Annotated in this window: 11 protein-coding genes; 6 read left to right on the plus strand and 5 right to left on the minus strand. The window is 64.1% G+C overall.

Annotation, left to right across the window (positions count from 1 at the left end):
* Positions 1-26: 26 nt before the first annotated feature.
* Positions 27-1,103: an endonuclease/exonuclease/phosphatase family protein gene (locus tag D3242_RS20205; protein ID WP_223217761.1), complete on the plus strand. Its 1,077-nt coding sequence runs from the start codon at positions 27-29 to the stop codon at positions 1,101-1,103.
* A gap of 141 nt (positions 1,104-1,244) precedes the next feature.
* On the opposite strand, the gene D3242_RS20210 is transcribed toward D3242_RS20205, so the two are convergent.
* The 3 genes from D3242_RS20210 to D3242_RS33585 form a co-directional block, all read right to left on the minus strand.
* Positions 1,245-1,841: a DUF922 domain-containing Zn-dependent protease gene (locus D3242_RS20210; protein ID WP_064985041.1), complete on the minus strand. Its 597-nt coding sequence runs from the start codon at positions 1,839-1,841 to the stop codon at positions 1,245-1,247.
* 137 nt (positions 1,842-1,978) lie between these two features.
* Positions 1,979-3,658, minus strand: a complete 1,680-nt coding sequence (locus D3242_RS20215; RefSeq protein ID WP_064985042.1) for an electron transfer flavoprotein-ubiquinone oxidoreductase — start codon at positions 3,656-3,658, stop codon at positions 1,979-1,981.
* Between the two features lie 63 nt (positions 3,659-3,721).
* Positions 3,722-3,880, minus strand: a complete 159-nt coding sequence (locus D3242_RS33585) for a hypothetical protein (RefSeq protein WP_155772704.1) — start codon at positions 3,878-3,880, stop codon at positions 3,722-3,724.
* On the opposite strand from D3242_RS33585, the gene D3242_RS20220 reads away from it, so the two are divergent.
* Genes D3242_RS20220 through D3242_RS20230 form a run of 3 tightly spaced genes read left to right on the plus strand, consistent with a single transcriptional unit; the run spans position 3,879 to position 6,320 of the window.
* Positions 3,879-4,523, plus strand: coding sequence for a hypothetical protein (locus D3242_RS20220; RefSeq protein ID WP_081296151.1), 645 nt, complete (start codon positions 3,879-3,881; stop codon positions 4,521-4,523). The genes D3242_RS33585 and D3242_RS20220 overlap by 2 nt on opposite strands.
* Before the next feature lie 51 nt (positions 4,524-4,574).
* Positions 4,575-5,450 (plus strand): uracil-DNA glycosylase, encoded by an 876-nt coding sequence (locus tag D3242_RS20225; protein ID WP_019857161.1) that lies wholly within the window; start codon positions 4,575-4,577, stop codon positions 5,448-5,450.
* Between the two features lie 57 nt (positions 5,451-5,507).
* Positions 5,508-6,320, plus strand: a complete 813-nt coding sequence (locus D3242_RS20230) for a helix-turn-helix domain-containing protein (protein ID WP_019857160.1) — start codon at positions 5,508-5,510, stop codon at positions 6,318-6,320.
* Positions 6,321-6,404: 84 nt separating this feature from the next.
* Here D3242_RS20230 and D3242_RS20235 read toward each other — a convergent pair whose 3' ends face one another.
* Positions 6,405-7,364, minus strand: coding sequence for a DMT family transporter (locus tag D3242_RS20235; protein WP_064985110.1), 960 nt, complete (start codon positions 7,362-7,364; stop codon positions 6,405-6,407).
* Positions 7,361-9,667, minus strand: coding sequence for a xanthine dehydrogenase family protein molybdopterin-binding subunit (locus D3242_RS20240; protein WP_064985044.1), 2,307 nt, complete (start codon positions 9,665-9,667; stop codon positions 7,361-7,363). Before D3242_RS20240 ends, D3242_RS20235 begins: the two co-directional genes overlap by 4 nt.
* 152 nt (positions 9,668-9,819) lie before the next feature.
* Here D3242_RS20240 and pepN point away from each other — a divergent pair, with 152 nt between their 5' ends.
* Both pepN and D3242_RS20250 read left to right on the plus strand, forming a co-directional pair.
* Positions 9,820-12,465, plus strand: a complete 2,646-nt coding sequence (pepN, locus tag D3242_RS20245; RefSeq protein WP_064985046.1) for an aminopeptidase N — start codon at positions 9,820-9,822, stop codon at positions 12,463-12,465.
* 195 nt (positions 12,466-12,660) lie between these two features.
* Positions 12,661-14,982: a PAS domain-containing sensor histidine kinase gene (locus tag D3242_RS20250; protein ID WP_019857156.1), complete on the plus strand. Its 2,322-nt coding sequence runs from the start codon at positions 12,661-12,663 to the stop codon at positions 14,980-14,982.
* Positions 14,983-14,995: the final 13 nt, after the last annotated feature.

The raw sequence follows: 14,995 nt of genomic DNA on the forward strand, positions 1-14,995 counted from the left end.
CGGCCCGCAAGTTGACCGATAAGCAGATGGAACGGATCGTCAGGCGGCATTCGGCAGACACGACCTCGATGATGACAGGCGCGCGCTTGAAAATGATGGCTGGGTTGGCATTCCTGGCGATGACGGCGCTATCGGCCGCGCTGTTGGCCGGATTCTTCGGCACGCTGCATCCGGCTTTCGATTCCTTCTCGCATTTCCGCATTCACTTCAGCGTGCTCATGGCGCTTCTGGCACTGCCGCTGCTTGCCAGCTCGTTTCGGCTGCAAGCGGCAGCGGGGCTGCTGTTTGCCATCGCCTGCCTGGCCACGACGGCAAGCGCCCTGCCGAGGCTCTGGCCGCAACCGGCGGTTGCTAAGCCCACCGATCAGGCCGTCTACAGCCTGCTGCAGATGAACTTGCGCTTCAACAACCCGACACCGAAGAAAGTGCTCTCCCTGATCGGCCGCACCGACCCGGACGTAATCACCCTCGATGAGGTGTCGGAGATGTGGACGACCGAGCTTGGCACCATCGCCAGCGCCTATCCCTACCGTATCCTGTGCCCCTACCCGAACGGCATGTTCGGGGTCGCGCTGCTGTCGCGCCGGCCCTTCGTGGCCGGCACGACACCGCGCTGCGAGCCGCGCGGCGCGATGGCAACCGCCGCCATCGACTTCGGCGGGATCGACGTTGATGTCGCCGCGATCCATTTGAGCTGGCCGTGGCCGAAGGAGCAATACTGGCAGATCGGCGAACTGGCGCAGACATTGGCCGGGTTGGGCGAGACCGCGATCATGGCCGGCGATTGCAACGCCGTGCCGTGGAGTGCTGCGGTGCGGCGGGTCGCGGCTCTCGGCGGGCTGACAGTGATGCCTTCCGCCGGCCCGACCTGGATCCACCGGACACTGCCCGACATCCTGCGCCGTTATGCGGGCCTGCCGATCGACCAGGTGTTCAGCAAGGGCGGGTTGACGCTCCTGTCTTCCAAGCGGCTGGAGGACACCGGCTCCGACCATCTGCCGGTGCTGGTCGAGTTCACGCTAAGGCCAGACGACAAGCAGCCTGAGAATGACCACGCCACCGCGCTCGCGGCGAGCGACTTTTCGGTGAAGCCGCAAAGCTGACACGCCAATCGAGCGGGCTGGCGGCAAGGACCCGCGATGGCGAGGGGTCTAGTCCTTGTTCTAACGCAATTCCCAAGGGAAAGCGCTACGGCGCTTTTTCCCGGGAAAACCGTTTTACACTTTTCCTGGAATTGCCCTGGTTCAAGGTTTTCCGGTCAAGGCAGCGATCAGATGCTCGACATGGCCGCCATCGCTGTGTTCGCGCCGATCGAAAGCGTTTTGTTTGGCCTCATATTCGGCATAGATCGCCTGGATGCGCAGCCGCGCCTCGCGGCGCGTCTTGTAGCAGGACGGGTCGTTGACGACTTGCAGGCCGGTTATCGACCTTTCCGTAGCGCGCATCATCTCCCTGGCGATGCGCCCATGTGTTTCCTCATGGGCGCGAACACCTGCGAAAAACTTGTTCCAGCGCCTCTTCAGCGCCGACGTCGCGGGTGAGGCAAGGCGCGGGAAGGTGTAGGAAAGATTCAGCGTGCCATTGACCCCTCGCATCCGACAGAAGCCGTTGCCCTGGCCGGCGTCGAGGTCCCAGTCGACGGTATAGGAGGTTGTGGCGATGGCATGCGTCATGAAGCCGTGCCGGGGGCCTTTTCTGTCCATCGCGTCGACGAGGGCGGTGCCCGAGCTTCCGGTGACGTCGTAGGTCCGCGTCTGGACCACTGCCCTGGTGCCGGCCGAGGCCTGTGGCGCAAACAGCGCTCCGATGGCGACGAGGCATGTCAGAACTGTCCGGCGCATCGGCCTTCTCCCTATCTCCAGAGAAGGAACCATAGACCGGTGGCCGTTTCAACGTTTCTGCTGGCCTGCATGCCCTCGCGGCCAGCCCTACCTGCATTTTCTTGCCGCCGAGGCCGAAACCGCCCTGCCGCGCGAGATCACATGCCCTGGTAGACCGGCCCCTCGCCGCCCTGCGGCGGCACCCAGTTGATGTTCTGGTTCGGGTCCTTGATATCGCAAGTCTTGCAGTGGACGCAGTTCTGCGCGTTGATGACGAAGCGGACGTCCTTTGCCGCCGGATCGGCGGCGGCGTTGCCGTCCTTGTCGACCCATTCATAGACGCCGGCCGGGCAATAGCGTGTCGAAGGCCCGGCGAAGACATCGTGCTCGGACCGCTTCTGCAGATCCATGTCGCCGACCAGCAGATGGACCGGCTCGTTCTCTTCGTGATTGGTGTTGGACAGGAACACCGAGGACAGGCGGTCGAAGGTCAGCACGCCGTCGGGCTTCGGATAGGCGATCTTCTTGTGCTGGGCGGCGGGCTCGAGCGTGGCATAGTCGGCCTTGCCGTGCTTCAGCGTGCCGAAGGGCGAGATGCCGAACAGCGTATTCAGCCACATGTCGAGGCCGCCAAGACCGACGCCGACGATGGTGCCGAAGCGCGACCACAGTGGCTTGACGTTGCGAACCTTCTTCAAATCCTTGCCGATATCGGTCGCGCGCCAGGCTTGCTCGTAGGAAGTGAGCTCGTCATTGGCACGGCCGGCGCCGATCGCCTCGGCGACATGATCGGCCGCCAGCATGCCCGACAGCACGGCATTGTGGGAGCCCTTGATGCGCGGCACGTTGACGAAGCCGGCGGCGCAACCCATCAGCGCGCCGCCTGGGAAGGACAGTTTCGGCACCGACTGCCAGCCGCCCTCTGTGATGGCGCGCGCACCATAGCCGAGCCGCTTGGCGCCCTCGAACGTGCCTGATATTGCCGGATGGGTCTTGAAACGCTGGAATTCCTCGAAGGGCGACAGATAGGGGTTCTTGTAATTGAGGTGGAGGACGAAGCCGACCGCCACCTGGTTGTCCTCGAGATGGTAGAGGAAGGAGCCGCCGCCGGTCTTCATGTCGAGCGGCCAGCCGAAGGAATGCTGGACCAGGCCCGGCCGGTGGTTCTCCGGCTTGACCTGCCAGAGTTCCTTGAGACCGATGCCGTATTTGCCTGGCTCGCGGCCGTCGGAGAGTTTGTATTTGGCGATCAACTGCTTGGCGAGCGAGCCGCGCGCGCCTTCGCCGATCAGCACATATTTGCCCATCAGCGCCATGCCCGGCGCGAAGCCCGGCCCATGCGTGCCGTCCTTCTCGACGCCCATGTCGCCGGTGACGACGCCGGTGACGGCGCCCTCCTCATTGTAGAGCAGGCCGGCGGCGGCAAAGCCCGGATAGATCTCGACGCCGAGCGCCTCGGCCTTGCCGGCCAGCCAGCGGCAGACATTGCCGAGCGAAACGATGTAGTTGCCGTGATTGTTCATCAGCGGCGGCATCAATATGTTGGGCAGGCGGAATGAGCCAGCCGGGCCGAGCACCAGGAAATGATCCGCCGTGACGGGCGTCTTGAACGGGTGACCTTCCTCCTCGCGCCAACCGGGCAGCAGCCGGTCGATGCCGATCGGATCGACCACGGCGCCGGAGAGGATATGGGCGCCGACCTCGCCGCCCTTTTCCAGCACGACGACGGAAAGCTCGGGATTGACCTGCTTGAGGCGGATGGCCGCGGCAAGGCCGGCCGGACCGGCACCGACGATGACCACGTCGAATTCCATGCTTTCGCGTTCGATATCGCTCATCAACCCCTCCGCACTGGCTTGCCGCTGTTGCGTATCTTGCTGGCTCCTGCGCTGCATAGCGCATCAATTGGCGACAGGAAACCGGCGCAGACGTGACAATGCGGATTTGGCCAAAAAGTCGCGCATCTTGCGGCGGGGCAGGCATTTGCGCCCGGTAAGACCGGCCACGCCTGCGTTTTTTAATTGTTCGGCGGCTTGCTTATCGGCCATACTTCCCGCCATGCGCTTTCCTGGGCCAGCGGGCTTTTCTTCGACGCGCTTTCTTTTCCCGCCCGGCCGGGCCTGCCGGGCGATTCTTCTGGCCCTTCTGACGTCGGCACCGGGGCACGCCACAGCGAACGAGGTGAAGGTCTGGGCGACAGGCGCCTACTCCTTCTCCGACGAGCTTGGCGGCTTCCGCATCACCGGAGCCTCCGGCATCGGAACCAAGGACGATCCGCTGGTCATCACCGAAGAGCTGAATTCGGCAACACCGGTGACGCTGACCATCCGCACGACCAAGCCGATCCAGACATTCGGCAAGGCGGGCGAATTCGCCAATGGCATCATGTATATGCGCATCAACGTGCTCAACAACAGCGGCCAGGCCTGGATCGAATTCCAGTTCGAACTTCAGGAGATATTGGATCAGCCGAGCGTGTTTGGAGACGGGTTTTCCTTCGACCAACGCAACAAGACGCCCGACAATATCTGGTCGAGCAATTTCGCCGATTTCGACCGGGAGTTCGAGCCCTATGACCGGCTGCTGTTCAAGAACGGCAAGGTCGACCCGCTGAGGACCGTCAGCTTCGAGTTCCTGATGACCGATTACACGCCGCGATGGACCTTCTATCTGGTGCAGGATCCGCGCATCCCGACGGGATAGGGTAAGCCGCCGGTCTTGCAAATTGCAGTCGTGCGGACGAATGTGCGCGCCATGACTGCCGCGTCCCCCAATAGCCCGACCGATATTGCCGACATCCTGGCCTTCTATGCCAGCGCCGGCGTCGACGAGGCGCTGGAAGACGCCCCGGTGAATCGCTTCGCCGAGGCGGCGCCGAGACCTGTCGAGCGCGCACCGGCGCCGGTGGCGCCACCTCACGAGGAGAAGGCGGCGGAGCGGCCAGCGGCACCGCCCGGACTGGATGCAAGCAACGTACCGGATGCGCCGCCGGCGCGTTCATCGGTCGCCGCGGTGCCAGACGAGGCTCAGGCGGCGCTTGCGCGCCAGTTGGCGACAACCGCAACGACCCTGGACGAGTTGCGCCAGCACATGGCTGCCTTCGACGGCTGCAATCTCAAGGCCACAGCCAAGAACCTGGTGTTCGCCGACGGCAACCCGGACGCCGCGGTGATGCTGGTGGGCGAAGCGCCGGGCCGCGACGAGGACATTGAGGGCTTGCCCTTCGTCGGCCGCTCGGGCCGGCTGCTTGACCGCATGCTGGCCGCGATCGGGCTCGACCGCACTTCGGTCTACATTGCCAACGTCATCCCGTGGCGGCCGCCGGGCAACCGCACGCCGACGCCGCACGAGACTGAGATCTGCCGGCCGTTCATCGAGCGGCAGATCGAGCTGGTCAATCCCAAGGTGCTGGTCAATCTCGGCGGCCCGTCGGCCAAGACCTTGCTCAACACCTCGGAAGGCATTTTGCGGCTGCGTGGCAACTGGCGTGTCCACACCACCGCCTCCGGCATCGCCATTCCGGCCATGCCGACGCTGCATCCGGCCTATCTCCTGCGTACACCGGCGCACAAGAAGCTGGCATGGCGGGATTTTCTCGAGGTGAAGGCGAAGCTGCGGGCACTCTCGTAGATCGCCATAACCTCGCAGGTAATTGAAATGCCGCCCCCGTCAGCCTAACCATTTCACATGACATCAGCCCAAACCTCCGCCGGCAGTCTGATCCGCGAATGGCGCACGCGGCGCCGCATGAGCCAACTCGATCTCGCCACGGAGGCCGAGATTTCGCAGCGGCATCTCTCCTTCGTCGAGAGCGGGCGCGCCGCGCCCTCGCGCGACATGGTGCTGCATCTGGCGGAGCAGCTTTCGATCCCGCTGAGGCAGCGCAACCAGCTGCTGCTGGCCGCCGGCTTCGCGCCGAGCTTCAGCGAACGGCCGCTCAGCGACACGACGCTGGCGCCGGCGATGGCAGCGGTCGAGATCGTGCTCAAGGGACACGAGCCCTTCCCTGCGCTGGCCGTGGACCGGCACTGGAACCTGGTCTCGGCGAATGCCGCGATCGCTCCCTTCCTTGCCGATGTCAGCGAGGCTTCGCTGCTGACGCCGCCGGTCAACGTACTTCGCCTTTCCCTGCATCCCGGCGGCATCGCACCGCGCATCGTCAATCTCGCGGAATGGCGCACGCATCTGCTTGAGCGTCTCAAACACCAGAATGATGCCAGCGGCGACCCGGTGCTGGTCGAATTGGAGCGCGAGCTGCGCAGCTATCCGTCCGGGCTGAAGGGCAGCAGGCCGACACCCGTCGAGCCGAATGCCATCGTGCATCCGCTCAGGCTCGCCCATGGCGATCAGGTGCTGTCGTTCATCAGCACCATCACCGTTTTCGGCACCCCGATCGACGTGACCTTGTCGGAATTGGCGATCGAGTCTTTCTTCCCGGCCGACGAGCAGACTCGTGCGGTGCTTGTGCGGCTGGCGAAGGAGCGGAGCGAACGGTCGTAACTGAGGAGACCGGCCCTTCGCTCCGGGCGTTCGTCGTTCGGAAAGCCAAGCAATTGGCTTTCCGTCCGCTACGCGGACCTCTCCTCACCCCTGCGGCAGCGTCACCTTGCGCGTTCGCGTGCGCTCCAGGCCCAGTTGCCGCTCGCGCCAGATGATGAAGATGCCGGCGGCCACCACGATCGCACCGCCAATCAGCGTGTTGAGCGAGGTCACATCGCCGAAAATGAAATAGCCGACGACAACGCCGAGGATCATCGAGGTGTATTCGAACGGCGCCACCACCGAGGCCTCGGCGTGGCGATAGGCCGACGTCATCAGGATCTGGCCGAGGCCGCCGCAGAAGCCGGCCATGACGAGCAGCGCGGCTTGCGTCGGCGTCAGAGCTTGCCAGCCGAAAGGCAGTGTCAGCAGCGAGAGCACGCTGGCGGTCGACGAGAACCACAGGACGATGGTCGCCGTCTTCTCCGTCTGCACGAGATTGCGCACGAGCAGCATGGCGACCGCCGAGATCGCCGCGGCCACCAGCGCAGCCATGACGCCCAGGACCTCCTGGTCGTCGAGCCCTTCATCCGAGTTGAGCAGCGTCAGCTCCGGCCAGGAAATGATGAGCACGCCGACAAGACCAACGGCGACCGCGCTCCACCGATAGACGTGGATCGACTCGCCAAGGAAGACCGAGGAGAACACCACGACCAACAGCGGCTGCGCATAGTTCAGGGTGATCGCCTCCGGCAACGGCAGCCTGGTGAGCGCGAAGAAGCCCAGCCCCATGGCGCCGACGCCGACGACGCCGCGCGCGACATGGTTGAAGGGACGTTTGGTGACGAATGCCGTCGGCAGCTGTCCCTTCAATGCCAGGAAGGCAATGATAGGGAAGATGGCGAAGAAGGAGCGGAAGAAGACGATCTGCCCGGCCGGCACGTCACCGGCCGCCTTGATGCAGGTTTGCATGCCGACAAAGACCGCGACGGACACGATCTTCAGCGCGATGCCCCTCAGCGTGTCGTGGCCTCCCGTCGTTCCTGGTTCCGCCCCTGATGTCACGTCGGCGATGCGCCCCTGATCGCGGCCCAGATGTGCGCCGGCGTCGCGGGCATCTCGATATGCCTGATGCCATAGGCGCGCCACAGCGCATCGGTGACGGCATTGAGCGCCGCCGGTGTCGAGCCGATCGTGCCGGCCTCGCCCGCGCCCTTGATGCCCAGTGCATTGGTGGTCGAAGGCACGTTGCGGGTCTCGAAATGGAAGAACGGGAAATTGTCGGCGCGCGGCATGGCATAGTCCATGAAGCTCGCCGTCAAGAGCTGCCCATCCTCGCCATGGATGGTGTTCTCGGTCAACGCCTGGCCGATGCCTTGCACCACGCCGCCATGCACCTGGCCGGCGAGCAGGATCGGATTAACGGTGACGCCGAAATCGTCGACGATTGTGTAGCGGACGATCTCGGTCGCGCCGGTGTCGGGATCGATCTCGACCTCGCAGATATGGGTGCCGTTCGGATAGGTGCACTCGTCCTGCACGAACTCGCCGAACCCCTTAAGGTCATCCGTCGTCTTCGCGGCCTTGGCGATGCTCGAGAAATCGATGCTCCGGTCGCTGCCGACGATGCGGGCAACGCCATCGGACAATTCGATATCGCCGGCCGAGGCCTCAAGCTCGTCGGCGGCGATGCGCTTGATCTTGTTGGCCAGATCCTCGCCGGCGCGGGAAGCCGAGACACCCCCCAACGGAATGGAGCGCGAGCCGCCTGTGCCGCCGCCCGCCTTCAATTCGTCGGTGTCGCCCTGGCGGACATGGATCTTGTCGATGTCGAGATTGAGTTTTTCCGACAGGAACTGCGCATAGGCGGTGGCATGCCCCTGGCCGTTGGTCTGGGTGCCGATCTTCAGCGTCACCGTGCCGTCGCCATTGAGCTCGACAAAGGCCGGCTCCGAGCCCGGAAAGGCGCAGGCCTCGATATAGGTGGCCATGCCGATGCCGCGGATCTTGCCGTCGGCTTTGGACTGTTCCAGCCGCTGCGGAAACGCCTTCCACTGCGACCGTTCGATGGCGCGGTCCATATGGCCTTCGAATTCGCCATTGTCGTAGAGACGGCCGGTCTGCGTGCGATAGGGAAACTGCTCGGGCCGGATGAAGTTGCGGCGGCGGATCTCTTCGACAGGCAGGCCGAGATCATGAGCGCAGGCGTCAACCAGTTTTTCCAACAGGAACGCCGCCTCGGGACGCCCGGCGCCGCGATAGGCGTCGACCGGGCAGGTGTTGGTGTAGAGGCCGGTCACCGAGACATCGAGCGCCCTGATATCATAGACGCCGGTCGACATGGTGACGCCGATATAGGGAATGAAAGGGCCATATTGCGAGATGTAGGCGCCGATATTGGCAAGCAGCTCGACCCTCATGCCGAGGAAGCGGCCGTCCTTGTCGAGCGCCATTTCGGCCGTCACCGCATTGTCGCGGCCTTGGGCGTCGGTGAGGAAGTGCTCGGTGCGGTCGCCGGCCCATTTCACCGGGCGGCCAAGCCGCTTCGCCGCCTCTAGCACCAGCGGATATTCGCGGTAGACGAAGCTCTTCGGCCCGAAACCGCCGCCGACATCGGGCGTGATGACGCGCAGCTGGTCCTTCTTGATCTTGAACACGCTGGCCAGGATGTACTGCATGGAATGCACGCCCTGCGACCCGGTGGTCAGCACAAAGCGGTTTTCCCCGATATTCCATTCGCCGATCGCCGAGCGCGGCTCCATGTAGTTGCAGACCAGCCGATTGTTGACGAATTCGATGCGCGTGACGTGAGCGGCCCCGGCGAAAGCCGCGTCCGTCTTCTTCTTGTCGCCGATATGATAGGTGAAGGCGCGGTTGGAGCCGAGTTCCGGCCAGACCAGCGGCGTGCCCTCCGCAAGCGCCGTCGCAGTGCCGGAGGCGGCGTCCTCGCCGTCATAATCGACCTCGATCAGTTCGGCGGCATCCTGCGCCAAGGCACGGCTGTCGGCGACCACAAAGGCAACCGCATCGCCGACATAGTTGACGCGGTCCCGGCACAGGATCGGAATGTCGCGCGTCGGCGCTTTGGTGCCGTCCGGCTGTGCCTGCATGACGCCGGACTTGAGATCGCGCAGATGGGTGAGATCCCCACCGGTCAGCACGAGATGGACGCCGGGTGCCGCCTTCGCCGCCTCAATCGAGCCGATGGTGAAGCTCGCCTTGGCGATCGGCGAGCGCAGGACATAGCCGTGCAGCACGCCGTCCGGCTTGATATCGTCGGTGTAGCGGCCTTGGCCCTGGATGAAGGCGGTATCCTCGCGCCGCAGCACGGAAGCGCCCATGCCGAATTTCGGTGTGACGACGGTCATGGCTGCCTCGCGGGGATGTGGAGAACGAATGCCTGAAATAGGCATCGGCCGAGTTTTGTCGAGGGACCATTTCGTGTAAAGAGCGCGGACTTCAAATTTCTTGGACCAGCGGGAACTCCGCGTCCAACGCAATCGACAGGAAAAACAACGGAATGCGCACGGACACCGGCCAGGTCTTCAAGCTCGAAGACTATCGCCCCAACGATTATCTCATTCCGCAGACCAACCTCACCTTCCGCCTTTCGCCCGAGGCCACGATCGTCACCGCGACACTGACGGTCGAACGCCGCGACGGCGTAGCCGCGGCGGCGCCATTGGTGCTCGACGGCGATGGGCTGACGCTCAAGCGCGTCGAGATCAACGGCAAGAAGGCAAAACCGGCGGACCTGCTGGTGACACCTGATCAGCTCACCATTCTCAAGCCGCCGGGCGCGCGCCGCTTCCAACTGCTGATCGAGACCGAACTGGCCCCGGCGGGTAACGAGGCCCTGATGGGTCTCTACCGCTCGAACAACGTCTATTGCACGCAATGCGAGGCCGAGGGCTTCCGCCGCATCACCTATTTCCTCGATCGCCCCGACATCCTGTCCGTCTACACCGTGCGGATCGAGGCGCTCCGTGACGAGGCGCCGCTGCTCCTGTCCAATGGCAATCCGGGAGACAAGGGCGATATCGGCGACGGTTGGCATTATGCCGTCTGGCATGACCCCTTCCCCAAGCCATCCTACCTGTTCGCGCTGGTGGCCGGCAATCTTGGCCAGGTCGCCGACAGTTTCGTCACAATATCGGGCCGCGAGGTCGAACTCGGCATCTATGTCGAGCGCGGCAAGGAGAAGCTGGCCGGCTACGCCATGGACGCGCTGAAGCGGTCGATGCGATGGGACGAGGAGGCGTTTGGCCGCGAATACGACCTCGATGTCTTCAACATCGTTGCGGTGTCCGACTTCAACATGGGCGCGATGGAGAACAAGGGCCTCAACATCTTCAACGACAAATATGTGCTGGCCGACGAGGAGACCGCGACGGACGCCGATTTCGCCAATATCGAGGCGATCATCGCGCATGAGTATTTCCACAATTGGACAGGCAACAGAATCACTTGCCGCGACTGGTTCCAGCTTTGCCTGAAGGAAGGCCTGACGGTGTTCCGCGACCATGAATTCTCTGCCGACCAGCGCTCGCGCGCGGTCAAGCGCATCGCCGAGGTGCGCACGCTGCGCGCCCACCAGTTTCCCGAGGACCAGGGTCCGCTGGCGCATCCGGTGCGGCCGCGCCGCTACCGTGAGATCAACAATTTCTACACGGCGACGGTCTACGAAAAGGGCTCCGAAGTGGTGCGCATGATCCGCACCATCCTGGGAGCAGATGCGTTTCGCGCCGGCATGGACCTGTATTTCGAGCGGCATGACGGCGAAGCGGCGACCATCGAGGATTTCATCAAAGTGTTCGAGGATGCATCCGGCCGCGACCTGTCGCAGTTCGCGCTCTGGTACCATCAGGCCGGCACGCCCAATCTGACGGTCAGTTCGACGCACAATCAGGCCGCGCAGGAATTCACGCTCGAAATCGAGCAGTCGGTGCCGCCGACACCCTCCGAAAGCCGTAAGCGGCTGATGCATATTCCTCTCGCCTTCGGGCTGATTGGCGCCGGCGGCAAGCCTGTCGCGTTTAGCGGCGTCGAGGGCGCCAGCGTCGAGGACGGCGTCATCCATCTACGCAAGCGCCGCCATATGGTGCGTTTCTCGGGCGTTGCTGAACGTCCGGCGGTGTCGCTCAACCGCGGCTTTTCGGCGCCGGTGACGCTGTCGGTCGAGCAGAAGGCCGACGACCAGTTCTTCCTTGCCCGCCATGACAGCGATGCCTTTTCGCGCTGGCAAGCCTTCAACACGCTGCTCACCGATGCGCTGATCGTTGCCTTCCGCGAGTTCCTTGGCGGCAAGCATCCGGTCTTCGCGACACGACTGACGGAGCTCGCCGGCAGCATCGCCGGCGATGAGACGCTGGAGCCTGCTTACCGGGCGCTTGCGCTGGCACTGCCGGGCGATGCCGACATCGCCCGCGACATCGGCAAGAACATCGACCCCGATGCCATTCATGCAGCCCGGCAGACCCTTGCGCTGGCGATCGCTACGGCCAATGGCGAGGCATTTTCCGAACTCTACCACAGCCTTGCCGACAAGGCCCCCTTCAGCCCGGACGCGGCGAGCGCGGGACGACGCGCCCTGCGCAACACTTTGCTGGACTATCTCTCGCTGCTGCCGGGCGGAGCGGCATTGGCGGCCGGGCATTTCCAGTCGGCGACCAACATGACCGACCGCGCGGCCGCCCTTGCCGTGCTCGCGCATCGCCACCACGCCTCGCCGGAGGCAAACAAGGCGCTGGCGGCTTTCGAAAAGACCTATGCATCCGATCCGCTGGTCATGGACAAATGGTTCCAGATCCAGGCCAGCGTGCCGGGGCCGCAGGCTGTGGACACGGTCCGGGCTCTAACCGCCCATCCGGCCTTCTCGATGGTCAATCCGAACCGGGTGCGTTCGCTGATCGGCACATTCTCCAGCGCCAACCAGACCGGCTTCCACCGCGCCGACGGCGAAGGCTACCGATTCTTCGCGCAAACGGTGCTCGAGGTCGAGAAGCGCAATCCGCAAGTGGCGGCAAGGCTGGCGACGGCACTGCGGTCGTGGCGTTCGCTCGAGCCGGGCCGGCAGGCCAAGGCCAGGGAGGCGCTGCTTTCGATCGCCAATGCCGAAAACCTGTCGGCGGACCTGCGCGATATTGTCGAGCGCACGCTGGCCTAGGCGCCCTTGCCTTCTCCCGTGTGGGAGAAGGCCCAGCCGCCGCACCCGCAGAAGCGCATTATTTTAGTCGATTTTTAATCTTTTTTCGCCGGGCCACTGGACAAGGCGAATCACGTTTGATTCTTTACTGACGATTCGGAAGTGCGGCGTTTGCCGGATCACAAAGCAGCATAGGCAATTCGGGGAGTGCCATTTATGGCAAAGGCGGACGCGTGGGGCGCGCCCGGTGGGATGGTTTTTGCGCGTCGCGAGGCGCGCAGCGACGGCCTTGCCGGGAATACGCGGCTCATTGCCGAACCGGCCTACAAGCGGCTTCTGGCCGCCGAACCGCTGCTGCGCCGGTCGATACCGGCCCTCATCATCATCTTCCTGCTCGTCATCGCGGCGCTGCGCGTGCTGTCGCTGATGAATGAGCGCGACGATGTCGAACGCGACGCCAAGGCGATCCTGACGCTGGCGGCGGGTCAGCTGGCCAGTTCGCTGGCCACCACCTCGGACACCGTGCCCGGCGCTGTCCAGGACCTGCTGGAGACCACCAGCCGCCAGGGCGCGATGGGCCGCAGCCATGTGCTTGTCATCACCGACAGCGCTTTCAGGATCACCGCGGTGACGCCGCGCTCGATGCCCTGGCAAGGCCATTCGCTCGACGGCCTCGTCCAGGGCGGCCAGCCGCTGTTCATGTTCGGCGACCGTGCCGGCGTCATGGAGGTCAACATCGGCGGCCAGGACTGGTACGCCGCGGTCAGCGTGGCCAAGGATCGCAAGGGAGCCGCGGCGGCGCTGGTGCCGCAAGAGGCGGTCTTCGACACGTGGCGCAAGACCGTCTCGCTCAACGTCACCTTGTTCGTGCTGACGGCCGGCGTGCTGATCATCATCCTCTACGCCTATTTCGGGCAGGCGGCGCGCGCCCAGGCCGCCGACCGCATCTACCTCGAAGCGCATCAGCGCATCGACATGGCGCTGGTGCGTGGCCGCTGCGGTCTGTGGGACTGGGACATGGTGCGCGGCAAGATGTACTGGTCGCGTTCCATGTACGACATGCTGGGCTACGAGCCCTGCGATACGATGCTGTCCTTCGGCGAGGTCGACGAGATCATCCATCCCGAAGATGGCGACCTGTTCGAGCTCGCCAACAGAATCGTCGCTCGCGAAATCGACCACATCGACCAGGTGTTCCGGATGCGGCATGCCGATGGCCAATGGGTGTGGATGCGTGCTCGTGCGCAGGTCATGGATCCGGAGGCGCCGGAAATCCAGCTGATCGGCATCGCCGTCGACGTCACCGAACAGCGCCATCTGGCGTTGCGGTCCGAAGCCGCCGACCTTCGCCTGAGAACAGCGATCGAGAACATCAACGAATCCTTCGTGCTGTGGGATTCGGCGCAGCGGCTGATCATGTGCAACTCCAAATACCAGCAGGACAACGGACTGTCGGATCGCGACGTGATGCCGGGTGTGACACGCGCTTCGCTGGAAGGGCGGATGCTGGCCTTTGCGTCCGAACGCCGGCTTGCCAACACCAATGGTCCGCAAGGTGGCGCCACTTTCGAGCGGCAACTGTCCGACGGCCGCTGGCTGCAGGTCAATGAGCTTCGGACCCGGGACGGCGGCATCGTCTCGGTCGGCTCCGACATCACCCAGATCAAGCTGCATCAGGAGAAGCTGGTCGACAGCGAACGGCGGCTGATGGCGACGATCCATGATCTCAGCCTCGCGCGGCGGGCCGAAGAGGAGCGGTCGCGCGAACTCGTCGACCTCAACCGCAAATACATGAAGGAAACCGAGCGCGCCGAGGCGGCGAACCGGGCCAAGTCCGAATTCCTGGCCAACATGTCGCATGAGTTGCGCACGCCGCTGAACGCCATCATCGGCTTCTCCGAGTTGATGGAACAGCGGCTGTTCGGTCCGCTGGGGTCGGCGCGCTACGAGGAGTACGCCACCGACATCAACAGCAGCGGCAAATACCTGCTCGGCGTTATCAACGATATTCTCGACATGTCCAAGATCGAGGCCGGCCAGTTCTCGCTGGACCAGGAGCAGATCGACCTCGGTCCGCTGATCAGCGAGACGGTGCGCGTCGTCTCGTTGCAGGCAGCGCAAAAGGCGATCACGGTGGAAACGCGCATCGCCGACGCTCTGAGTCTGTTCGCCGATCGCCGGGCGATCAAGCAGATCGTCATCAACCTTCTGTCCAACGCGGTGAAGTTCACCGGCCAGGGCGGCCATATATCGGTCAGGGCCCGCAACACATCGGGCGCGCTGGTGCTGACCATCGAGGACAATGGCTGCGGCATCCCGAAAGAGGCGCTCGGCAAGCTCGGCCGACCCTTCGAACAGGTGCAAAACCAGTTCTCCAAGAACCATGCCGGGTCCGGTCTCGGTCTCGCCATCTCACGTTCGCTGGCCGAGCTCCAGGGCGGCGCGCTGAAGATCCGTTCGACCGAAGGTGTCGGCACGATCGTGTCGGTGCGCATTCCAGTGAAGAAGGCGCCGCCGGCCGTCAGGGCCGCCGCTTGAGCAGCAGGCTCCG

This window comes from Mesorhizobium jarvisii, assembly GCF_003601985.1.
Taxonomy (GTDB): domain Bacteria; phylum Pseudomonadota; class Alphaproteobacteria; order Rhizobiales; family Rhizobiaceae; genus Mesorhizobium; species Mesorhizobium jarvisii.